Annotated in this window: 19 protein-coding genes and 1 riboswitch; of the genes, 1 reads left to right on the top strand and 18 read right to left on the bottom strand. The window is 56.1% G+C overall.

Annotated elements, in window-relative coordinates; translation table 11 throughout:
- Positions 1–179 precede the first annotated feature (179 nt).
- The 3 genes from NI000_RS00060 to NI000_RS00070 form a co-directional block, all read right to left on the bottom strand.
- Positions 180–1,562, bottom strand: a complete 1,383-nt coding sequence (locus tag NI000_RS00060; protein WP_253406702.1) for an MFS transporter — start codon at positions 1,560–1,562, stop codon at positions 180–182.
- Between the two features lie 246 nt (positions 1,563–1,808).
- The gene (locus NI000_RS36645) at positions 1,809–3,176 is read right to left on the bottom strand and encodes a peptidoglycan DD-metalloendopeptidase family protein (protein ID WP_301292171.1); all 1,368 of its coding nucleotides are present in this window, start codon (positions 3,174–3,176) and stop codon (positions 1,809–1,811) included.
- Positions 3,177–3,308: 132 nt separating this feature from the next.
- On the bottom strand, positions 3,309–3,749 hold the full coding sequence (locus NI000_RS00070) for a Dps family protein (RefSeq protein WP_253406703.1): 441 nt from the start codon (positions 3,747–3,749) through the stop codon (positions 3,309–3,311).
- 358 nt (positions 3,750–4,107) lie between these two features.
- Between NI000_RS00070 and NI000_RS00075 the strand changes: the two genes are divergently transcribed.
- On the top strand, positions 4,108–5,079 hold the full coding sequence (locus NI000_RS00075; protein ID WP_253406704.1) for an acyltransferase family protein: 972 nt from the start codon (positions 4,108–4,110) through the stop codon (positions 5,077–5,079).
- 16 nt (positions 5,080–5,095) lie between these two features.
- Here NI000_RS00075 and NI000_RS00080 read toward each other — a convergent pair whose 3' ends face one another.
- From NI000_RS00080 to NI000_RS00150, 15 genes are all read right to left on the bottom strand, one after another.
- A complete protein-coding gene (locus NI000_RS00080) occupies positions 5,096–5,878 on the bottom strand; it encodes an ABC transporter ATP-binding protein (protein WP_253406705.1) in 783 nt (260 codons plus the stop codon).
- Between the two features lie 20 nt (positions 5,879–5,898).
- On the bottom strand, positions 5,899–6,822 hold the full coding sequence (locus NI000_RS00085; protein WP_253406706.1) for an ABC transporter ATP-binding protein: 924 nt from the start codon (positions 6,820–6,822) through the stop codon (positions 5,899–5,901).
- A 23-nt stretch (positions 6,823–6,845) separates the two neighbouring features.
- Complete coding sequence (gene nikC, locus NI000_RS00090) at positions 6,846–7,718, bottom strand: nickel transporter permease (protein WP_253406707.1); 873 nt, start codon at positions 7,716–7,718, stop codon at positions 6,846–6,848.
- Positions 7,715–8,665, bottom strand: coding sequence for a nickel ABC transporter permease (gene nikB / locus NI000_RS00095; RefSeq protein ID WP_253406708.1), 951 nt, complete (start codon positions 8,663–8,665; stop codon positions 7,715–7,717). Before nikB ends, nikC begins: the two co-directional genes overlap by 4 nt.
- Before the next feature lie 2 nt (positions 8,666–8,667).
- Positions 8,668–10,287 carry a nickel ABC transporter substrate-binding protein gene (gene nikA, locus NI000_RS00100; RefSeq protein ID WP_253406709.1) on the bottom strand — a complete coding sequence of 540 codons (1,620 nt, stop codon included), beginning with the start codon at positions 10,285–10,287 and terminating at the stop codon, positions 8,668–8,670.
- A 97-nt stretch (positions 10,288–10,384) separates the two neighbouring features.
- The gene (locus NI000_RS00105; protein ID WP_253406710.1) at positions 10,385–11,227 is read right to left on the bottom strand and encodes a DMT family transporter; all 843 of its coding nucleotides are present in this window, start codon (positions 11,225–11,227) and stop codon (positions 10,385–10,387) included.
- Positions 11,224–12,543, bottom strand: a complete 1,320-nt coding sequence (locus tag NI000_RS00110; protein WP_253406711.1) for an opine metallophore biosynthesis dehydrogenase — start codon at positions 12,541–12,543, stop codon at positions 11,224–11,226. The genes NI000_RS00105 and NI000_RS00110 overlap by 4 nt, the downstream gene beginning before the upstream one ends.
- Positions 12,537–13,343, bottom strand: coding sequence for an SAM-dependent methyltransferase (locus NI000_RS00115; RefSeq protein WP_253406712.1), 807 nt, complete (start codon positions 13,341–13,343; stop codon positions 12,537–12,539). Before NI000_RS00115 ends, NI000_RS00110 begins: the two co-directional genes overlap by 7 nt.
- Before the next feature lie 635 nt (positions 13,344–13,978).
- On the bottom strand, positions 13,979–14,932 hold the full coding sequence (locus NI000_RS00120; protein WP_253406713.1) for an ABC transporter substrate-binding protein: 954 nt from the start codon (positions 14,930–14,932) through the stop codon (positions 13,979–13,981).
- Between the two features lie 225 nt (positions 14,933–15,157).
- A complete protein-coding gene (locus NI000_RS00125) occupies positions 15,158–16,132 on the bottom strand; it encodes a helix-turn-helix transcriptional regulator (RefSeq protein WP_253406714.1) in 975 nt (324 codons plus the stop codon).
- A 74-nt stretch (positions 16,133–16,206) separates the two neighbouring features.
- Positions 16,207–17,391 (bottom strand): MFS transporter, encoded by a 1,185-nt coding sequence (locus tag NI000_RS00130; protein WP_253406715.1) that lies wholly within the window; start codon positions 17,389–17,391, stop codon positions 16,207–16,209.
- 218 nt (positions 17,392–17,609) lie between these two features.
- Positions 17,610–18,572, bottom strand: coding sequence for a class 1b ribonucleoside-diphosphate reductase subunit beta (nrdF, locus tag NI000_RS00135; RefSeq protein ID WP_253406716.1), 963 nt, complete (start codon positions 18,570–18,572; stop codon positions 17,610–17,612).
- 43 nt (positions 18,573–18,615) lie between these two features.
- Positions 18,616–20,700 carry a class 1b ribonucleoside-diphosphate reductase subunit alpha gene (nrdE, locus tag NI000_RS00140; protein ID WP_253406717.1) on the bottom strand — a complete coding sequence of 695 codons (2,085 nt, stop codon included), beginning with the start codon at positions 20,698–20,700 and terminating at the stop codon, positions 18,616–18,618.
- On the bottom strand, positions 20,687–21,046 hold the full coding sequence (gene nrdI, locus NI000_RS00145) for a class Ib ribonucleoside-diphosphate reductase assembly flavoprotein NrdI (RefSeq protein ID WP_253406718.1): 360 nt from the start codon (positions 21,044–21,046) through the stop codon (positions 20,687–20,689). Before nrdI ends, nrdE begins: the two co-directional genes overlap by 14 nt.
- Positions 21,040–21,246 (bottom strand): hypothetical protein, encoded by a 207-nt coding sequence (locus tag NI000_RS00150; RefSeq protein ID WP_253406719.1) that lies wholly within the window; start codon positions 21,244–21,246, stop codon positions 21,040–21,042. Before NI000_RS00150 ends, nrdI begins: the two co-directional genes overlap by 7 nt.
- A riboswitch (cobalamin riboswitch) is annotated at positions 21,205–21,409 on the bottom strand. Its footprint overlaps the gene before it by 42 nt.
- Positions 21,410–21,574 lie beyond the last annotated feature (165 nt).

Here is a 21,574-nt window from a genome sequence, read left to right on the forward strand (position 1 = left end):
TGTTTAGGCTTCCCCGCTGGAGCCATCGAACTTGTTTCATTTTAGAAATCAGACGAAACTGTTCTGTATTTAGAAGTATATCATGTTCGCTCGCAGCAAGGAAGGGCCGCTAGACAGCCAGCTTCTAAAAGTAACCCATGGCCTTTCCGCAACCCCGCACTCAACGATATCGTATTCGTTCAGCCTTCTACGATACTGCTTTTCCGCACGACCTTGCCGAACTGAAAAAAGTAGAAGACCAGCGTCGCAAGATGCAAAATCGCGAGCACCGTATAAATATTGCTGAATACGAACGCGTCATGATTCAGGGATACGTTCGCCGGATTCCACTGAAACGCGGAACCGTGATCGACCACATTGCTGTACAGGCCGGCGGCGAGAGCGCCAGAGATAAAGTTTAGCAGCGAGAGCAGCCCCATCCCTACGCCGGTCTGGTCCTTAGGCAGCGTCCGGGAAATCGTATTCGACAAAGCCACGACCATGAACGTCTGCCCGACGTTGCCTAAGATCAGGAAAATAGCAATGGCGATCGGCGAAATTCCCGCAAAGGTCGACAGCAGGACAAAGCACGCGATCAGCAGCGCCGAGGCCGTGAAATACAGAAACGGATTGCCTTTGTCGTCTGCCAGCTTGCCGCCTGTTCTGCCCAGAAGCGCCGACGCGATGGCAGCCGGAACCATGCTGAAGCCAACCAAGCCCGGAGCCAGACCATTGACGAGGGATAAAAGCTGCGGGCTTAAAAAGGCAAGCGAGTACCCGACCCCGTTCACTACAAAAGCGATCACAAGCCCGTATGAGTAGCTTTTATTGCGGAACAGCAGGGGCTGAACGAACGGTTCGGCCGCGGAGCGAATGCGTGCAATAAACAAACCTAGCGTAACCAGTGCGCAGCCTGCAAGAAGCCAAGCCTCATTCGTCACGGTGAGGAGTACCAGCGCTACCGTTATAGCCAGCAGGCCTCCACCCAGCCAATCGATTTTCCCCGCCTTGCCCGGTTCGTCGTCAAGATACTTGCGATAGAACGGGAGCGTAAGCAGCGCCAAGACCGGCAGCAGGAACAGCCAGCGCCAATGAACGACACTGACGATCAAAGCAGAGGTTGTCGGCCCGAGCGCTCCGCCGAGCGCTAGTCCGGCGGCCGCAATGCCCATCGCGCGGCCGCGCGTCTCCGGCGGGAAGTAGCGAATCGGGATGATCATGGCCGTTGCAGGCACGACCGAAGCCCCGGCGGCCTGCAAAATCCGGCCGAGGAGCACCATCCAATACGTTTGCGCAGTTAACCCGATCAGGGAACCTATCGCGAAGAAGATTAACCCGAATGTCAGCAAATTTTTGAGCTTATACTTATCGGCCAGCTTTCCATAGGTGACCGAGCCTATCGCATAAATCAGCATATAGACCGATGAGACCCAACTGACTTGCGCAAGCGTGAGCCGGAACTCTGCCCCAATCTGCGGAAGCACGATGTTGAACATCGTCGCGCTCATGACAGAGATAACCAGTGTGAAAACGAGGATACGAATCAGTTTTTCTCCTGTTTGTTGTTTATATGCTGTTTCCACTCTGACTCCCCCTTTCCACTTGTCTTTATTTTGATAAGGCTTATTTTACAATGGTTGATGGATAAATAATAATATATGTTAATCTATGTATTGCATAACACGTGGTATATAAGAGGGGCGACAGAAGTCTTGGCCTCCGGCATCTTGCGGAAGTCATGCGACCTTATGCAACAACTGCTTTACGAGTCCGGCGTATAGCTTCGGTGCCATTCACCGGACTTTTTCGGAAAGCAGTTGGCTTGCACCTTAACGCGATTGGGGCTCCTGCTTCAGCCATTGAAACGGAGTCGCATTAAAGAACAGATTCGGATTGACCGGAACGTTGTGCGCCCAGAACGTAAAGTGGAGGTGCGGTCCCGTCGAGAATCCGGTCGAGCCCACCAGCCCGATAATATCGCCCCGTTTCACCCGGTCCCCCGTCTTCACCTGAAGCTTCGACAAATGCGCGTACTGGGAAAACAGATTCATTCCATGATCGATATAGATCGTATTGCCCGTCAAATAGAAATTGTCCGCCAGCGCTACGATGCCGTCATTCGCCGCTTTAATCGGGGTGCCTTCTTTGGCCGCCAAATCGATGGCCGTATGGGAGCTGGCAAACTTGCCGTTCACATAGCGGGTATGACCGTACGGGGTCGTCAGTATCCCCTCGATCGGCTGAATAAAGGGGGCCGAAAAAAGAAAGGCGGGTTCCGACTTGCTTCGCGCGGCATCGATTTTTTTCTGGTCGGCTTCGATTCGCTTCGTATCCTGACGCATGCTCTCCATCTGCTTCGATACCTTGAGGTGCTGCGTCTCGAACTTTTTATCCTTGATCTTCAGCGTCTGATCGCCGATCGGATACGAGCCGGGTTTGGTCTTCATCGGCACCGGAAGATAAGCGAAATACCCGGCCTCGAACGGCTGCAGCTCATACGTCTTCCCCTGCCAAGCGACTTCGCCGGGCTGATCGTGCCGTACCAGCACGACGTCGCCGGGACTCGCCGTATCCGGCAAGAGCGTCCAGGCGGTATCCATCGCCTTCTTGGCTTGCTCGGGAGAAGCGTACAAAGCCGCTTCCCGGCTAATCCGCTGCTGACGCTGCTTTTCTTCCTGCAGCACATCCTTCACCGCAGGCGTCACCTCGGCATGCCAGGTTTGTCCCCCGTCCGTCGTTACCAGCAGCGGATTGGCCAGCTCCGTTCCGGCCGTGACAAGCGCCCAGCCGACCCGGTCGGTGACAAACTGCGACTGCTTCACCGGGTAGTCTTTAGTCTGGTAAGCAATCGTCGTGAGCTTTTTGCCATCGGTTAGCGAAGCGCTTGGTCCGTTCGTACCGGATGCCGCTGCATCCGGAAGGCCCGGGGCCGGCTCCGTCCAATGAGCGCCTCCGTCTTCCGTCACGCTGCTTGTGCCGTCCGTATAGCGAATCCGGCCTTTATCCAGATCGGACATATGAAAATCGAGAATTTCGCGGCGGGCCGGGGCTTGTTTTTCGGCAGCCGGCGCAGCACCCTTCCCGGACGCAAGCAGCCATGCAGGGGGCTCGCCGCCGTACGCGACCAGTACCACACAAACGGCGGCAAGAGCCGTTCCGGCGAGCAAGTACCCTATCTTTTTGGAACGCGGCTTCATCGTTCTAATCTCCTCCAATACAGCTTCTTCCATATCTATGATTTCATCATACGATAGAAGCAAGCCGATTGTCCAAGCCGCGCACCGGAAGATAGAGCCGCAGCACTGCGAGATTGGATCTTATCAATTGAATTAGTTGCCCAAAAATGCATTCAGCATCCAGACGTGCTTTTCCAGACTCGAATGAATGGCCAGCAGCAGATCTCCCGTCGTGTCGTCCTGTACGGACTCGGCGAATTTCATGCCTGTTTTAAGCTCTCCGATGATCAGATTAAAATCGTTCACCAGCGCCGCCACCATCTGCTCCGCCGTCTCCTCGCCTTCCGCCTCGCGAACCGAGGCGAGCCGAAGGCTTCCGCTCATCGTCGCAACCGGTTTGCCGCCCACCGCCAGCAGCCGTTCGGCCAGCGTATCTACATGCAGCGCCGCTTCCGTATACAGCTCCTCGAATTTCGTATGCAGCGTGAAAAATTGAGGGCCTTTGACGTACCAGTGGTAATTATGCAGCTTGACGTACAGGACCGACCAGTTGGCGATTTGGTTGTTCAACAGTACCGTTAATTGTTCATTCATGGATAATTCCTCCTCATGATTTATATTTAGATTAGGTCTAAATTCATAATCTGATTGTAGCATCGCCCCAGCTTTCTTTCATGAAGACAAGATGAGGATCGGATGAAGATTTGGTGAAGTTTGGCATCGTCACTCGGATTAATTTCTTGCGACTGTGAAATGTCTGTGATTTTGATCACCAATGAGCCGTGATCCTTCTCACTGCTCCGGCGCATCGAAAGAGGTATGCTCAAGACGAGGAGACGGTAGCAGCCGCTCCAATGCGGCGAGAGAGCCGACAGACAGCACAGTATACATATAGAGGTGACTTCCCGTGGGAAAGGCTTCCGCACCATCGCTTAACACTTATGCGCTTAATTTGAAATTTTTGCTTATTGCTTGCGTCGTCACAGCCAACATCATCGAGCCGATGATCGATCGGAGCTCGCCGTTGTTCGCCCTTTACGAGACGATCTACTCGTTCCATATTCCGATGTTCGCTCTGGCGATGGGCTATTTTGCCAAAAGCTTCCGTCTCGACCGGCCCGGAATCGACGGGCTTTGCACGATTGCGTATCAATATGTGTTGTTCCAGACACTGTACAGCTTGGCGGATATCGTCTTCTTTCAAGCCAAAGGCGTGATTCATTCGTTCTTCATGCCCTACTCGCTGCTCTGGTTCCTGCTCAGCCACTTTTGCTGGAGGCTGCTGCTGCGCGCGTTCGTTCATATGCGCCATCCACTGATTGTCTCGCTGCTGCTCGGCATCGCCGTCGGTTACCTCCCTTGGGCCGGGGCTTGGCTCAGCGTATCGCGGACATTGGTGTACTTTCCGTTCTTCCTGGCAGGATACTTCCTGCCGCTGCATTGGGAAACCATAGTCAAACGGCTGCGTATGCCTGCTGTCCTTCTCGGCATTGCCGTCATTCTCTTCTTCTGGTTAGGCGGACGAATCGATCCGCGCTGGCTGTACGGCAGCTTCACCTACGCGGAGACCGGTCATCCGGAGTGGTATGCCGGAATATATCGCTTGGGGATGTACGGGGTGCAGGCGGCCGCTTCGATCGCTTTTTTGAGCTTGGTGCCCTGGGCGGCCGGCCGGATCACGGATTGGGGAAAACGGACGGGGTACGTCTTTCTGCTTCATGCCTTCATTCTAAAATCGCTGCTTGCGGCAGGGGTTTATGTCTATCTGCAAACCCCTTGGAGCCAAGGGCTGACGATTATCGCCGGGTTCGGCATCGTCTGGCTGCTGTCGCAGCCATGGGTCGAAACCCACGCCAAACGTTGGTTCGAGCCGGATATTACTTTTGTGAAGCGGCTTGTCCTTAAATCGCACGGAACCCCGTGATCACGGGGTTCTTTTCTTATTCGCTCACCGCTTCGACCAGACGCCTAGTATATTCGTCGCGGTCCGCATCCATGAGCTGACCGCTTGCGAACCGGTCCACGATCCGGCCGCCCTTCATGACGATGATGCGGTCGCTGACGGACTGAACGGCGGCGATGTCATGGGAGATGAACAAGCAGGCCATGCCGAGCTGCGCTTGCATCGTTTTCAGCAGCTGCAAAATTTGCGCCTGTACCGACACATCCAGACTGGAGGTCGGCTCGTCGCAAATCAGCAGCTTCGGGCCGAGGCTGATTCCTCTGGAGATGGCTGCACGCTGCCGCTGTCCCCCGCTCATCTCGTGCGGATAACGGTCCAGAAAATCCGCGGGCAAGCCTACCATCTCAAGTAAGCGGGCTGCTGCCGCCCGGCGGGAGTGCCGCACCTCCGTAAGAAAAGACGGCGTAACCTGGGGGAAATTATCCAACGGCTCGATGACCGACCGCCAAATGGGCAAGCGCTGATTGAGCGACGCCGTCGGATCTTGAAAGACGACCTGCATATGCTGACGGACTTCGCGCAGTGCGCTGCCCTTTAGAGTGAGCAGGGAGCGTCCGGCCAAGGTAATTTCTCCGCGGTCAGGCCGCTCCAGCGCGAGCAGGATGCGGGCCAGCGTGCTTTTGCCGCTGCCGCTTTCTCCGACCAGACCGAGGCATTCGCCCTCATCGATGTTGAACGAAACGTCCTGTACGGCCGGTACGGCGCTCCCGTTTTGAATAAAAGTTTTGCTAAGCTGACGAACGTCCAACAGACGGCTCATCCGAATCCACTCCTGTTCCTTCAAGGTACGAGCTGCAATGGCTTATCCGGCTCTGCGGCCCGGTCAGTGCCGGGATTCCTTAACAGAAGGGGACGCGACTCAAGCAGCAGCCGCGTATAAGGATGCGCCGCCCGGCGGCGTATCGTGTCGGCCCGGTCGAACTCGACGATCCGTCCCCCTTGCATAACGGCGATGGTGTCGGCCCGCTTCAGCACAAGCCTCAGATCGTGCGAGATAAACAAAATCGCGCAGCCCGTCTGCCGCCGCAGCTTCGTCATCAGATCAAGCACCCGCTCCCCGGTCAGTACGTCCAGCGCCGTCGTCGGCTCGTCGGCAATCAGCAGCTTCGGCTTCAGCAGCATCGCCGCCGCAAGCGCCGCACGCTGGCGCTGTCCGCCGCTGAGCTGGAACGGATAGCTGTCGAAGACGCGCTCCGCAGGCAGATCGACCTCATTCAGCCAATGCAGTGCAAGCTCCTTCGCTTCACCGTTAGTTATCCGGACGTGGCTTCGCACCGCCTCGACGAGCTGCTTTCCCACCTTCAGGAACGGCGTGAAGCTCCCTTGATAATCCTGGAACACGAGAGCCATTTCTTTGCCGCGAAGCTGCCGCTTTCGCTTGTTCGGCCACGCCGAAATCTCTTCGCCCCGAAACCGGATTTGGCCCTCGCCGATGCGAAGAGAGCTCGGCAGAAGGCCCAGCACGGCGCCAGCCGTTACACTTTTGCCGCTGCCGCTTTCCCCGACCAGCGCCAGCATCTCCCCCGGCCCGATGGCGAGGTTCAGATCGCGAACCAGCGGCTGCTGCGCTTTTCCCTGCACGGCATAGACGGTCAAGTGCTCCAGCTCCAACACCGGCTCAGAAGGCTCTCCGGCGCCGTCCGCCCATTCATTCTGCGCAGCAAGGGTACATTCCCCCGCCTCGTTCGCAGCCCATCCCTTCATGTTTTCCTCTCCCCTTTCGCTTCTTATTGGCTCCGAATGTCCAGCAGATCCCGAAGCCCTTCGCCGATCAGGTTGCACGCAACGACCACCAGCAAAATCGCCATGCCCGGATAGATCATCAGCTCCGGGGCCGTCTGGAAATACGCCCGTCCGTCGTTCAGCATCGCCCCCCATTCGGGCGCGGGAGGCTGGGCGCCAAGCCCTAGATAGGACAACGAAGAAATGGTCAAAATGATTTTGCCCACATCCAGCGCAGCCAGCACGAGAACCGGCGAAACCGCGTGCGGCAGCAAATGTAGCCCGATCACCTTCCACGTGCCGCTTCCGCCGACACGCGCCGCGAGCACATACTCTTTCTCCCGTTCGGACAGCACGATGCTGCGGACCACACGGGCATAGCCCATCCATTTGACCAGCACGACGGACAGCATCAGATTGCTCAAGCTCGGGCCGAGAAAGCCGGTCAGGGCAATCGCCAAAATAAACTCGGGTAAGGCGCCCATCCCGTCCACCAGCCGCATCAGCAGCGCATCGACGCGCCCTCCGACATACCCGGACCACAGCCCCAGCGGCAGTCCGATCAACGCAACCGTCAGGACGACGAGTCCCGTAAAGCCAAGCGTTGTCCGGGCTCCGGCGACGAGCCTCGAAAAAATGCAGCGCCCCAAATGGTCCGTGCCCAGCGGATACTGCAGGCTGGCCGGCTTCAGCCGCTCCGCCATCTTCACGGTCAGCGGATCGTTCGGCACGATATAGGGGCCTAGCAGGATAATCAAAAGAAGGACGCCCAGCAGTCCGATGCCCACAGCAGTCATCGGATCGCGCAGCATACGCTGCCATGCGCTTCTCCGGGCCGGAAAACGGCGGGAAGCCAAGGTTGTTGGTGCCGCGTTCATGTCAACCCAGCCTTTCCGTAGCGAATTCGCGGGTCAAGGAAGGTGTAGGTCAGATCGACCAGCAAGTTCACCAGAACGACAAAAGCTCCCGTCAGCAAGACATACCCTTGAATAACCGGATAATCGCGCTGAAAAATAGCCTCCACCGCCATGCTTCCGAGCCCGGGCCAGGAGAACAGCATTTCGATGACGACCGACCCGGTCAGCAGGTTGCCGATGCTCATGCCGAATACGGTGACGATCGGCATGAGCGCTGCGCGCATCGCATGGTTGCCCATAATCCTCCACTCCGCAATTCCTCTGGCCCGCGCTGCCCGGATGTATTCCTGCGACAAGCTTTCGAGCAGCCCTGCGCGAAGCAGCCGGGCATACACCGCGGCCATGGAAAAACCGAGCGTGATTGAAGGCAGAATCTGATACGCGAAGCCCCCCTTGCCCATCGACGGCAGCCATTGCAGCTTGAACGAAAAAGCATAAATCAGCAGCAGCCCCATCCAGAAGCTGGGGACGGAAGCGCCGATGAGCGCAAGAATCCGCCCGGCCTGATCCGGCCAGCGGCCGGGGTAGCGGGCTGCAAGCAAGCCAAGCGGCGCGGCGATCAGCACCATGACGGCGAGACCGCCCGCGGTCAATTGAATGGTCGTCGGCAGCCGCTGCACGATTTCGTCGAGCACCGGCTTTCCTTTGATATAGGAATGGCCGAGATCAAGCTGCAGCAGATTCAGCATCCACCGGCCATACTGCTCATAGAGCGGCCGGTCGAAACCGAGCTCCTCGCGCAGCCGGGCTTCGTCGGCTTTCGTCACGGACAATTCATCCGAGTTCAGAATGGACAGCACCGGATCACCCGGCGCCAGCTTCATCAAGGCAAACGTCACGAAGGACAACAGGAGCAGCACGAATATCAGCTGCAGCAGGCGCGTCCTGACCAGCTTCCATGGGAGCATTTCTACTTCACATCCATTAGATTCGTCACGATATAGTACTCCTCGGCGCCAGGCTTCCAATTGGACACCCGTTTTTTGACGCCCACGACAATATTCGGGTAAACGGCATAGGACTGCGGAAGCTCCCGCTTAATGACGTTCACCGCCTCCTGTGTAAGCTGAACCCGCTTCCCGATGTCGCCTGCGGCATTCAACCGGCCGATGACCTCCTTCAGGTCGGGTGAGTCCAGACTGGCCGCATTAAGCGCCCCGCCGGGCATGAAGGCCGAATTCAAGAAGAAGCCCCCGTCCCCGCGGGGAGCCGTGGAATTGCTGTACGTCGCCAAGTCCCAGTCCTTGTTCTCGCGCAAATACGTATCGACGTTCTCGACCGTCTTGATGTTCATCGTCACGCCGGCCGTCGCCGCGTCCGATTGCAGCAGTTGGGCGATCAGCGGCAGTTCCGGTCGGCCTTTATATGTAATAAGCTCCAACGTAAGCGGCTGGCCGTCCTTCGCTAGCTTCCCGTCCGCTCCCGCCTTGAAGCCCGCTTCTTCCAGCAGCTTTTTGGCCTCGTTCGGGTTCGGCTTTTGCACCGGGTCCTTGCTGCCGAAGGGCAGGCTCGAATTAAACGGCCCGTTGGCCGGGACAGCATGTCCGAGCATGACGTCCTTGGCTATACTCTCGCGGTTAAGCAGCAGATCGATCGCTTGTCTTGCTTTCAGATCCTGCATCAGCGGTTTCTTCTGGTTATACAGCAGGAAGTGAACGCGCAGACCCGCTACGGACTCCACACGAAGCCGGGCGTCCTTTTCGAGCGAGGCGACGGATTCCGCCGGAATATGGTAAGCGATATCCGCTTCCCCGGACTGGAGCGCAAGCACCCTGACGTTGGCGTCCTCGTTGAATTTCACGGTCACCTCGTTTAGCTTGGCCTTGCCGTCCCAATAGCCGTCATAGCGCTCCAGCGCAATCTCGATATTCGGCTTGAACTGCTTCACTCGAAACGGCCCCGTTCCTACGGGAGCCAGGTTGAACGCCTCCTTGCCCATCTTCTTCTCCGCTTCCACGCTGATGACGGCAGCAGACGGGTTGACCAATTCCGACGGGAAGGACGGCGAAGGCTCGGTCGTCACGACCGTCAGCTCCTGACCGCTTGCTTCCATCGAAGCGATCTTCAGCGTTGAGGCCAAGGACTTGCTGGCGGCGATGCCGCGCTCGAACGATGCTTTTACCGCCGCCGCATCCAGCTTGGTCCCGTCCTGAAACGTAACGCCGTCGCGGATCGTAAACACCCAAGTGCGCTCATCCTTCGCCGTCCACTTCGTCGCGAGCCACGGCTTCACCTCCAGCTTGTCATCCATGCGCACGAGCGTTTCCGCGACGCCCATCCGCAGCGACGCAGCTCCGTTATGCGGGTCCAGGCTGCCGCTCTTGAAATTATAGAGAAGCGTCAGCTTCTTGGCTTCGCCTGCTGCGCCTGCTTTCTCCGAACCGTCGGCTGCCTTCGTTCCGTTTGCCCCTGCCCCGCTATCCGGGCCGCTCCCTCCCGGGCTGCAAGCCGCCGCAGCCAGCGCCAAGCAGAGCAGTACTATGTATAAGTATGGTTTCGTACGGATAAAGCTCCAAACCTGCGACTGCATAAACTCTAAACATCCTCTCGACTAATTATTTGTAATAATTACTATAGTAATATTTACTGTTAATAAGTACCATATGTCCACTCCTACGTCAATATGCTTAGGATTGCGGCCGCTTCTGCCTCGACAGAGCAATGCAGGCGGTGACGATCAGAACGCCGCCCGCAACCGTGAGCAGGTCCGGCACTTCCACCCAGAACAAAAACCCCCACATGGCGTTAAACACGATGCCGATATAGCGGGTGACTTCGACAACGGCGGCATTTTCGTGCGTAAAAGCTTTCGTCAAAAACAGTTGTCCGAGCAAAGAAACGACTCCGATGCTGATCAGGTACAGCCAATCGAGCGCGGAAGGCACGACAAAATCGTTCCACATGAGCGGCACCGACACCAGCGTAGCCGTCGCCAAAAAATAAAAAACGATTTCGTACGTATGATGCTTTTGGCTGAGCATCCGAATGCTGACGGCGGCCCCCGCCGCAAAGAAAGCACTGAGCAGGCCGACAAGTGCGTCCGCAGAATACGACGTGAACTGAAACGGCTTGATCAATAGCATCGCACCGAGAATCGCAACCGGAAGGACGGTCAATACTCTTCGGGATAATTTTTCTTTCAGAACCAACACGGCAAGCGCCAGCACGAAAAACGGAGACAAATGCGCCAGAATGCTCGCATCCGTCAGCGGAATTTTCGAAATCGTGTAAAAATACGCAAGCAAATAAAGCGCACCGAGCACGCCTCGCGTCACCAGCAGCGGAATGCCTTCCCGGGAAAACGGCACCTTGCCGTATCGCATCATGCCATATATGATTGCCGTACCGATGATGCTGCGGAAAAATGCCACCTCCGCAGAAGGGATCGATACGCTGGCCGCCTTCACAAGAGCATTCATGACGCTGAATACAAGAGATGAGAAAATCGCCAGCAGAACGCCGTTTTTCATAGGCCTCTCCTCATTTCGCGCCATACCGCTTCCACGTCCGCAGAGGTTGTATCCACGAACAGCTCCGGATGCACGCGGTCCGCTCCTTTGTCCCGAATGAACTCGCTTAATCTCTTCTCAAAGCTTTCGATCAATGCCGAAGCTTGCGGCATGGCGATGTTCGCTTTTTGGGCCAGCCCGCAGATCAGCTTCAACTTCTTGTAATCCTCCAGCGGAATTCTCGGAATCATCCACTTCCCGTTCCCGTCTTGATAAGCTTGCTTATACGGAACGGCGGAGAAATCGAAATAACGGCCGTTCTCGTCCGGAACGGAAAACGGATCGATCAGGATGGACGCGTATCGGACATAGAGCAGATATTCCTGCTTCAAAGGCTCCCATTCCGTGAACCGGTCGATCTCGTCCCGGGAAAGCGTCGCTTCATGCACCGGATAATTATCGTCATTGAGAAACCGGAGCAGGTTCACCGGCTCTGCCCCCAGCGAGCGGAGCCATTCGGAAATATCTCTCCACAGCCGCACCATCGCCCGGATCGCATCCGGCGTAATCGGTCCTTCCGGATATAACTTGTACATGCTCTTCTTCGAGGTCCCGCTTCCCAAAATTTCATCGAGCGAAAAATCGATCATGAACAACGGAGGATGCACATACGTCGTGACGCTTCGGCTTTCCGCCTCAATCGAACGGCACGCCACGGTGCATTGCACGCCGAGGCTTTCGACAAAACGTTTCACGTTCCGGACGGCCGTACTGCCCGGCTTGTCGGATGCGATGAAGATTCGTTTCTTGTAGGCTTTGGTCCGGGCGGCTATGAAGCTGCCGGGCTCGAACTTCGTCGCAGCGTAATACGTCGATAGGCTGATCACGTCGATCCGATCACTTGATGCGCCAAGCAGACTTTGCACCAGCAGGTTCGAGCCCAAGCCCGGTGAGAGCAGAACAATCGTTTTAAGCCGGGTTAACGAGTCCGGCTGCAGAGCGCGAAGGACATCGTTGTAGGCGTCGCTTGGTGTGCAAAGGAACAGGGTGTCCCATCGATCGTCGAGCCGGTCGCAGCCTTCGTACCAGTCCGTGATGCTTGCCTGTATGCGGTATGTATCGGTTGATGCGGTCTGCATGCTAGAGACGAGCGTAAACCGGCTGCGTTCCAGCTCCTTCGCAAGCTGCGTCGAATGCGGGCCCAACCGGTTCATCAGCCCCAGCAGACCGCACCATCCGCCATGGGCAAGATGAACCGCGGTATGAATGGCGGCCGGGCCCGCTCCGACGATTAACGTATGGCCGAACGGCGTCGGCGTATCGGCACCGTTCAGCATGGCATCCGCTTCCTTTCGCATTTTTCCAAGACCGCATAGTCGTAGATGGCATTGCTCTGGCTCCGGTAGACCGGCTTCCATCCTTCCGCTGCGCCTGTGTCGAACGGGTAATTAAAAATCGACTTCAACCCGTTCCCGTATCGGACGATGACCTTTGCCCGGCTATGTATCGTTTCTTGCAGCTCGGTAAGTACCTCCTGCTTGTTCTTGACCAAGGAAGCGACGATAATATGGGTCGCCTCTTTCGTAAAACCCAGCTCCCGCGAGCTTTGATTCGAGAACCGCACCTTGGACGCTAGCCCGGACGCCTTGGCCGCATGCTTCGCGAGATGGACCGCATGCGGATCGATATCCAGGCCCATGACTTCCGCTCCGACGCTCTTCGCAATCGTAAGCGCCGACACGGGCAGCGCCCCCGCTCCGATGAAAAGCACCTTCGACGACGGGCTGATATGCAACCGCTCCAGCTCGCTTGCGACGCTGCGGGACAGAAGGCCGGTATATTCGCTACTATCCGCTTGCCTGTGCAGCAAGCACTCCGACTGATATTTCTCTATATCGCAGAGCGCCTTGACCGAGCTTTCCCTTAATTTCTCGGCATATTCCTTGATCTCGCCATGGTGCTCCCATTCGCTCCACCGGACCTCATTCTCTTCGTGGGCGATAAACCGGCAGAGCTCGTCCAGCTTCGTCTGAAGCTGCTCGAAGCATTCCAGGCACGTCTTGGAATATTCGGTCAACTCGCGGATTTCGTATTCGAGCAGCTTCAAGGCAAGCAAAAACATGTATTTCTCCTTCATCTCACCACTCCATTTAATTGTAATTTTTACGATTTAAAGCCATTCTACAAGGAGCAGGCTCCCCTGTCAAGCGGTTGCTTTGTACGAAAACCAAAAAAAAGAGCCACAATTGTGGCCCGAGCTTGTTGAAAAAGTGGTCAATTGGGTACTAAAGGTTTACGAGGGGGGTGGGGTATCTACTTCCGGTCGCTGTTGTCTGCAGGAAATTTTTATTAGAAGCCGCTTAGCAGCGGGTATTTCCCGCAGACAAAGGCGAACGCTATCGCTCCTCCAGTAGATACCCCACCTCCGTATGTTTCTCTATTTTTATAAAAGCCCACTTTCTCAACACTCTGGAGCCACAATTGTGGCTCCAGAGTGTTGAGAAACCCTAGAAGTAGAAAATCTCAAACAAATAGAGGTGGGGTATATCCCGTAAGAGTTTACGTCCGCCTGAAACCTGTGAAAATACCTCTAATTCTAATCAAGTTCACGGGTAGATAGGGGGTCCCCGGAAAGTAATCGGAATAAGCTTCCAAGTGTTACTTCACTTTCTGGGGGAGGGCAGCGGCTGGAAGGATATACCCCACCGGCATATGCAGAGAATTTCTAGGCGAAGCGGGCTTCTCAACAAGCTCGGCCACAACTATGGCTCCTTACCGATTCCCCATCGCCTTCATCACTTCTTCGATCGCGATCATTTTACCAAGCGGCATCGGTCCAAGGATGGACGTATCCTCGATATAGTAGACTTGATTGCTTTTGGGAGCTTTCATTCCGTTCCAGATCTCGTTGTCCTTCAGCGTTTCCTTGACGCCCTTTTTAATCGGCGTAGCGTAGTTGTTGACGATAAAAATATGATCCGGATTCATCGTCGCCAGCGTTTCGAGGGACAAGGACCCGCCCTTTTCGTTGCCGGGTACCGGCTTCAGTCCAAGCTCCTTGTAAAAATCGGCGACGCGCTGCTCATTGAAAGTGATGAATTCCTTTCCGCCATACATCGCGAACAAGACCGTCTCTCCGCTGCGGCTCGCCAGCTTCGCTTTGTATTCCTTCGCCTTGCGGTCGAAGTCGGCCAAGAAGGCCGCCGCCTTCTCTTCCTTCCCGATGGCCCCGGCAATCAGCTGCAGCGTCCCCTTCCAATCCTCGGTGTACGGAAAAATAACCGTCGGCGCAATTTGGCTGAGCTGGTCGTATTTATCGGCCATATCGTCGGAGGCGATAATCAAATCCGGCTGCGACGCGAGCAGCCTCTCCATGCTCACTTCTTTGCCCAGATCGATCACGGGCTTTCCATCGAGCTTTTTCTGCAAATTCGGGAAGCTGCTCATCATTGCCAGCCCCTGGGCAGCAACGGGAATTTCGTCCAAGACGACCAAGTCGTCGACAAAAGTGAGATAAGGCGACGCGATTTTTACCGGCCGCTCCTTGATCACCGTTTCTCCTTTCATATGCTTGATGGTCCTCGGAAAAGAAGCTTGCGCCGCCGTCCCCTCGGGCTTATTCCGATCCCCTGAAGCGCCGGTTCCCGGGTCGCTTGCCGTGCATCCGGCAATCACCCCCGCCATCGCAAGCAGAAGCAGAAGCGATAACCAAGTTCGTCTGTGCATGTTTTTTGGCCCTCCTTTGTTTTTGCCGCCGCTCCTTGCGGTCTTGTGCTCTTGATTAATTGATAACGATTTTCATTATCAACAAATGGTATGCTATCGTATCAGCGTCCGCTCTTCCACCCCTGCACGGATTTTTTCTGCGGTTGCCGGGATTTTTATGCGCAGCAAAAAACCGCCAAAGGAATTTCCTTCGGCGGTTTAGCGGTCAGACGCGGGAGCACAACGCTATTTGCGGACGAGCTCGCCGGGATTAAACCCGTACTTCTCACGGAACACTTCGGCAAAATGGCTCGGATTCGAATAACCGACGACGCAGGCGGCCTGATTCACGTTGACCTGCCCCTTCTGCAGCAGCAGCAGCGCTTTCTCCAGCCTCTTCTCCCGCAAATAGCCGAAGACCGTGTGCCCGTACACTTCCTTGAACCCGATCTTCAGCTTGAAGTCGTTGAGACCAACCGTTCGGGACAGCTCCAGCAGCGAAGGCGGGCTATCCATGCTGTGCAGCAGCACCTCCTGCGCCTGACGTATTTTCTCCAGATCGCTCTTGCTCAGCTTGGACCGGATATGCTTATCGTCGGGCTCACGATCCCACAGCAGCGTATGAAACGAAAGGGACAGCAGCTCCAGCGCCTTGCTTTCCATATAAATTTTGCGCGTCTCGTTCGAATAAGAGGCATCCAGTATCTGCTGCAGGATGACGGAAGCCGCAGGCTCGATTGTCTGCTCGAACAGGCGAAACGAACGGCGGTCGACCAGTTTGGCAAAATCGACGGCGCGCTTCCCTTCAAAATCTTCCATAAAACGATCAAACGTTGCGACTGGAATCCCGATACCAACCGCAAGCATCGGCTGGTTCCCGTCGAAGTCAAAATGCGCGTGAAACCGGTCCACCAGCTGCAGCGTGCAGCGGTTCGCACGAAATTCATGCTTCATTCCGGAAATATGAAGCTCCCGCTTTCCTTGCAGGCAAAAGCTAAGCTCGACCATCGCCGAATCCGTGCGCAGCTGAAATTGACGATTCCGCGTAAGCGTGTAATCCGAAATGACGATCTCCAAATCCGGTCGCGGCACGAACCGGCGCAGCGCACCTTCTCCGGCCTGACGCGGAACGGGCAGCTGCTCGGTCCGGTCGGCATAATGGCGCGACAATTGAAAACCGTCGAAAAACGCATTATATATTTGATGAAAATCCTCAGCCATCATCGTTAGCACCTGAATCCTCTCACTCCGTAGTCGTTCATCCCTCCTCTTAAATGATAATAATTCTCAATTGTTTAGTCAACCACGGCCTGCCGCTTGCTCCGCATTCCCCGGCTGCTCCACACATAGCCCGTGAGCAGCACAAGCAGCAGGATTAAGAGCCAGAACGGCGTTTCCGGGCTAATCCGGTACAGGAACGTGCCGGTCAACGGACCGAGAAGCGATCCGATCCCGATCGCTGCGGCGATCATCCCGGCGGCCGCACCCTGTTCATGCTTGGCTACGGCCAAGGAAGCCCCTGAGGTGAAGCCGGGAATCGCCAGCCCTACCCCAATCCCCATTAGGGCGAAAGCGGCAAAGAACGGCGCGATATGGCTGAAGCTTACGAGCAGCACAAGACCGACGGCGAAGACCGGGACTCCCAACTGCAGCAATTTCAAGGGGGTCAGCCGGTTTTTGCGGACGACCGTGAACTGAACCAGCGCCATCATGAGGCCGATGCAGAACAGAGCTGCACCTACCGCTTGCGCCGTTTCGGTCGCCGACAAGCCGAGCTTATCCTGAAAATAAAATCCGGCGGTCACCTGCGTCTGGATCAACGCCATCATGACGATCATGGCAACCGCAAGGTAAGGAAGTATTTCTTTGCGCAGCGTTTTCTTCTTCTGACCGTGCGCCTGCGGCTTGGAATTCACCATGCCGAAGGCGACCCAGAGCATGACGAGCAAAGGCAGAGCAACTGCGAGATAGATCGGGGCCAGCAGGCTCAGGGCAGTCAGCAGCGCGCCGACCGCAGGACCGACGACAAGCCCGAGACCGTTGGCTGCGCCGATTAACGACATCCCGGCGGCGCGGTCCTTCTCGGTCGTAATATCCGCCATGTACGCCTGACTGGACGATAAGACAGCCGGGAACGCGGCTCCCAGCAGCAGGCGCGAGATCAGCAGCAGTGTAAACAATACGGCAGGCTGGAACTTGCCGGCCAAGCCTTGCTCGGTCACCGCAACGAACATGCCGAAGCTGGCGGCCATGCCCGTCAGCCCGATCAACAGCACCGGCTTGCGCCCGATGCGGTCGCTCCAGCTTCCCCAGAACGCCGAAGTGAGCAGCACCATGAACGAGGAAGCCGCTACAATCCAGCCGGCATCCGTTTCCGATAGTCCGAGCTCGCGGATCAGCGGGGCGACAAGCGGATTGAGAATGCCGAGACCGACATAGCCGATCAGGACCGAAGTAAAAATAATGTATTTTGCACGCATTTAACGATTCCTCCCTCCGTTTCGTTTCTTAATTGTAGAGGGAACGGAACCCGGTGTCCGCCGTCCTGCGGAGCGTGCCGAACACTGGAGGGATTTTTTCTTAGAGCGCAACAAGCAAAAGCACGATCCGCCACCCTATCCGCTTCAAGCGAATGCCTGGATGGCAAACCGTGCTCTCTCCTTAAAGCAGACTGCCTGCACTCTGGGCAGCAGCTGATTTATTCAAACCGGAAGTCGTCGTCGGTCAGCGGCTCGACGTGAATCGTGCGCACATAGCCGTTTCCTTTTTTGGAAAAGAAGTCGTGCTGCTTCGTCCGCGTGCTGATGCCGTTCAAGACGATCGGGTTGATCTCTTCCTCTTCGAACAGCGGGTCTTGGCCTAAATTCATCAGCGCTTTGTTCGCGTTGTAGCGCAGAAACGCCTTCACCTCGTCGACCAAGCCGACGGAAGCGTACAACTGCTCCGTGTACCGCTCCTCGTTGCCGTGCAAATAGCGCAGCAGTCCGAGCAGCGTCTCGGTAGCGTCCTCCTGATCCTCTTGGCTCAGTCCGGCGAACACCTCCTGCGCCAGCACCCCGACATACAGACCGTGGATGCTCTCGTCGCGCAGAATAAGATCGATAATTTCGCCGCTGCTCGTCATTTTCCCCTGCCCAGCCAAATAGAGCGGGTAGAAAAAGCCGCTGTAGAACAAGTAGCTTTCCAGCAAGACGGACGCGCACATCGCCAAGTACAGCTCCTTCGGCGTCCGGATGTGGTTGTAATACTGGGAAATCGTCTCCGCTTTCGTCTGCAAAAACACATTTTGCTCTACCCAGCGGAACACGCCGTCGATCTCTTCGGTTGTCGCCAGCGTCGTAAAGATGCTGCTGTACGATTTGGCGTGAATCTGCTCCATCATGCCCATGAAGCCGAGCACCGCCTTGCGCTGCAGCCCTTCGACGTGCTCCAGCAGCTTCGGCATGCCGACGCCGCCCTGAACCGTATCGAGCAGCGTCAATCCGCCAAGCACCTTCATATATAGATCGCGTTCGTCGTCATTGAGCGTCAACCAGCTCATTTTGTCGTCGGACAGCGGAATTTCGTCGTCGGTCCAGAACTGCATGATGTTCTGGTTCCAGAAGGTTATCGTAAAATCGTCGTCCGGACGGTTCCAGTTGACCGCCTTCAATACGCTCATACCATCGGCTCCTCTCACTTGCCTTGCTCGAATGCTGTCGTCGTTACACGGAGCAGCTTATGCATTCTTCCATCGTCAACCGGTTCGTCCGGGTATAGTACAGCGACTTCAAGCCTTTGCGGGCGGCATAAATGTAATACCTTGCCAGCTGTCTCGTCGTCACGTCGCTGTTGACGTGCAGCACGGTCGAGATGCCTTGGTCGACGTGCGCCTGAATCTCCGCGATCAGATCCAGCACCTTGAACTGGTCCATCTGGTAAGCAGACTTGTAATAGAAGAAGTTGTCCCGGTTCATATACGGCATCGGGTAATACGTCGTCGAATTCGCGTACGTCCGCGTCTCGATCGGCTCCACGATCGGCATGATGCTGGAGGTCGCGTTTTGGATATACGAGATGCTTTGCGTCGGGGCAATCGCCAGCCGGTAAGCATGATACAGCCCATGCGTGCATACGGCCTCCTGCAGCGCCCGCCAATCCTCGGGAGAAGGAAGCGCCATTTCCCCGAACAGCGCCTTGACCTTCTCCGTCACCGGCCGGTAATCCGTATCGGTGTAACGGGTGAAATAACTGCCGTCGGCGTAATCCGACCGTTCGAAGCCCGCGAACGTAACGCCCGTCTTCTTCGCCGTCTCCATGCTGGCTTCCAGCGAGTAAAAATTCATCATCATGAAGAAGGTGCGGACGAAATCTTTCGCTTCTTCGCTTTCGTACGCGATCTTGTTCTTCGCCAGGAAGCCGTGCAAATTCATCGCGCCGAGCCCGACCGAGTGCATTTCGCGGTTCGCTTTCGCCACGCCCGGCGCATTGGCGACATGGGTCATATCGCTGACCGCCGTTAACGCCATGATTCCTTCGCGGACCGATTCGCGTATTTTGCCCTGCTCCATCACGTTGACGATGTTAAGCGAAGCCAGATTGCAGCTGATATCGCGCCGGATGATGTCCGGCTGCCCGTAGTCGGCGATCTCCGACGTTTCCTGAAGCTGGAAAATTTCCGTGCACAGATTGGACATTTTGATCGAACCGATATTTTTAAGCGCATGCGCCCGGTTGGCGTTGCTTTTGTTCATCATGTACGGATACCCGGATTCGAGCTGCACCGTCGCTATTTTTACGAGCATATCGCGCGCGCTCATGACCGCTTTCTTGCGCACCCGCTCGTCGGCCAGCAGCCGGTCGTACATCTCGTCCATATCCATGTCGTCGAGATGCGTCCCGTAGGCCTTCCAGACGGAGTACGGCGCGAACACGTGAAGCGGCTCGTTGTCCTCGGCCAGCCGGTAGAACCGGTTCGGAACGATCAGACCGATCGAGAGCGTCTTCAGCCGGCTTTTCTCGTCCGCGTTAATCTTCTTGCTGTCCAGAAACTCCATCACGTCCCAGCCGAAGATGTTGTAATAGGCCGCCCCGGAACCTTTGCGCTGTCCCATTTGGTCGGCATACGAGAACGCGTCCTCCATCAGCTTCAGCACCGGCATGATGCCTTTGGCGGCGCCTTCGACGCCTTTGATCGGCTCTCCGCGTCCGCGCAGCTTGGACAGGTTCACCGCTACGCCGCCGCCGATCTTGGACAGCTGCATGCACGTGGCGAGCACATAGTTGATCGAATTGAGCGAATCGTCCATCTCCAGCAAAAAGCAAGACACCATCTCGCCGCGCCGGCTTTTTCCGGCATTGAGGAACGTCGGAGTCGCCGGTTGCAGCCGCTGCTCCATCATCGAAGCCGCCAAGGCCCGCGCGGTATCCGCATCGCCGCGTCCGAGATGCAGCGCGACGATCGCCACGCGATCGGGATAATGCTCCAGATAGAGCGAGCGGTCATTGCTTTTCATCGCATAATCCGTATAAAACTTCGAAGCCGCCATGTACGACTGAAACTGAAAGCCGTAGCTATGCGTAATCCGGTAGACGTCCTCGACCTCTTCCGGCGAATAACGGTCGTACACGTTCTCGTAGTAGTCGTTGTCGATCATATAACGGACCTTTTCAGCCGTATCGGCGAAACGGATGCTGCTGTGTTCCACCTCTTCCATAAACGCTCGGACCGCCTCCCGGTCCTTCTCCAGTTGAAAAAATCCATCCGCTTCCCGCCGCATCAGTTGGTTGTTCAATTCAATATGCCGCAACGGTGCCCACCTCGCTTCTAAACGTTTCTATATCTCGTTTCGTTCCCGCAAGCTCGAATTTGCTCAAGACCGGTACGCCATACATGGATGCAATCCGATCGGCGCTCTTGGCGAATCCGTCGCCCCAATTGCGGTTGCCGCTGGCGGCGACCCCAAGCAGTCGGCTGTGATTGCGCTGAAGAAAAGCGGCCGTTTTCTCCGGAACCTGCCCGAAGCCGGTCGTATAAGTAACAAGGACGAAAGGCTCGTCCATCTGCATGTTCTCCTCGATTTGAACCGATCGCATGTTCAGCTTACCGATAAATCTCCGCACATTCCCCGTTCTGGAATCGTACGCAATCAGCATGGGTCTTCGTCTCCTTTTTTCTCTCCCGCCAACGCCCCGGACACGGCAAAAAAAAGACGCCGCCGGCCCGCGGAACGGACCGAATGCGTCTCAAAAACAGCATGAAAATAAACATGCTGTCTAAGCACGATGCCGGACACGTTCCTATCTCCGTAGGACGGGTGTCGAATGAACAGGCAGGTCTCCTGGCTCGGAGTCATCGCGCCCTCCCCCTTCCCGGCCACACATGCGACAAGGCCAGTGGGCGAACTCGGAGGGACACTCTTCCTTACAGTGGCGGGACCGCGCCGGCTTTGCACCGGACTTCCCTATTAAGCCTGTCCGCGTCTTTAGCGGAAAGGCGCCTGTCCAATCACGATATGTAGATGATAGATTCAAATTTATATCAAGATGTTGTGTTTGTCAAGACTAATGCTCATGGCTTGAACGGGGTTCTGCGGTTGATTTTTGAGGCGCATCCGCTCCCGCCTGCGTCTGGTGCGGGTTCTGCAAATGTGGATATTTATTGACCGACTTAAATATGATGAC

Source organism: Paenibacillus tyrphae (assembly GCF_024158745.1).
In the GTDB taxonomy this organism is placed as follows: domain Bacteria; phylum Bacillota; class Bacilli; order Paenibacillales; family NBRC-103111; genus Paenibacillus_G; species Paenibacillus_G tyrfis_A.

Bases quoted from the DNA above. Each gene is read 5' to 3' on its own strand.
- NI000_RS36645 (WP_301292171.1), bottom strand. From the start codon at position 3,176: ATGAAGCCGCGTTCCAAAAAGATAGGGTACTTGCTCGCCGGAACGGCT.
- NI000_RS00070 (WP_253406703.1), bottom strand. From the start codon at position 3,749: ATGAATGAACAATTAACGGTACTGTTGAACAACCAAATCGCCAACTGG.
- NI000_RS00080 (WP_253406705.1), bottom strand. From the start codon at position 5,878: ATGAGCCGTCTGTTGGACGTTCGTCAGCTTAGCAAAACTTTTATTCAA.
- NI000_RS00085 (WP_253406706.1), bottom strand. From the start codon at position 6,822: ATGAAGGGATGGGCTGCGAACGAGGCGGGGGAATGTACCCTTGCTGCG.
- nikC (WP_253406707.1), bottom strand. From the start codon at position 7,718: ATGAACGCGGCACCAACAACCTTGGCTTCCCGCCGTTTTCCGGCCCGG.
- nikB (WP_253406708.1), bottom strand. From the start codon at position 8,665: ATGCTCCCATGGAAGCTGGTCAGGACGCGCCTGCTGCAGCTGATATTC.
- nikA (WP_253406709.1), bottom strand. From the start codon at position 10,287: ATGCAGTCGCAGGTTTGGAGCTTTATCCGTACGAAACCATACTTATAC.
- NI000_RS00105 (WP_253406710.1), bottom strand. From the start codon at position 11,227: ATGAAAAACGGCGTTCTGCTGGCGATTTTCTCATCTCTTGTATTCAGC.
- NI000_RS00110 (WP_253406711.1), bottom strand. From the start codon at position 12,543: ATGCTGAACGGTGCCGATACGCCGACGCCGTTCGGCCATACGTTAATC.
- NI000_RS00115 (WP_253406712.1), bottom strand. From the start codon at position 13,343: ATGAAGGAGAAATACATGTTTTTGCTTGCCTTGAAGCTGCTCGAATAC.
- NI000_RS00120 (WP_253406713.1), bottom strand. From the start codon at position 14,932: ATGCACAGACGAACTTGGTTATCGCTTCTGCTTCTGCTTGCGATGGCG.
- NI000_RS00125 (WP_253406714.1), bottom strand. From the start codon at position 16,132: ATGGCTGAGGATTTTCATCAAATATATAATGCGTTTTTCGACGGTTTT.
- NI000_RS00130 (WP_253406715.1), bottom strand. From the start codon at position 17,391: ATGCGTGCAAAATACATTATTTTTACTTCGGTCCTGATCGGCTATGTC.
- nrdF (WP_253406716.1), bottom strand. From the start codon at position 18,572: ATGAGCGTATTGAAGGCGGTCAACTGGAACCGTCCGGACGACGATTTT.
- nrdI (WP_253406718.1), bottom strand. From the start codon at position 21,046: ATGCTGATTGCGTACGATTCCAGAACGGGGAATGTGCGGAGATTTATC.
- NI000_RS00150 (WP_253406719.1), bottom strand. From the start codon at position 21,246: ATGACTCCGAGCCAGGAGACCTGCCTGTTCATTCGACACCCGTCCTAC.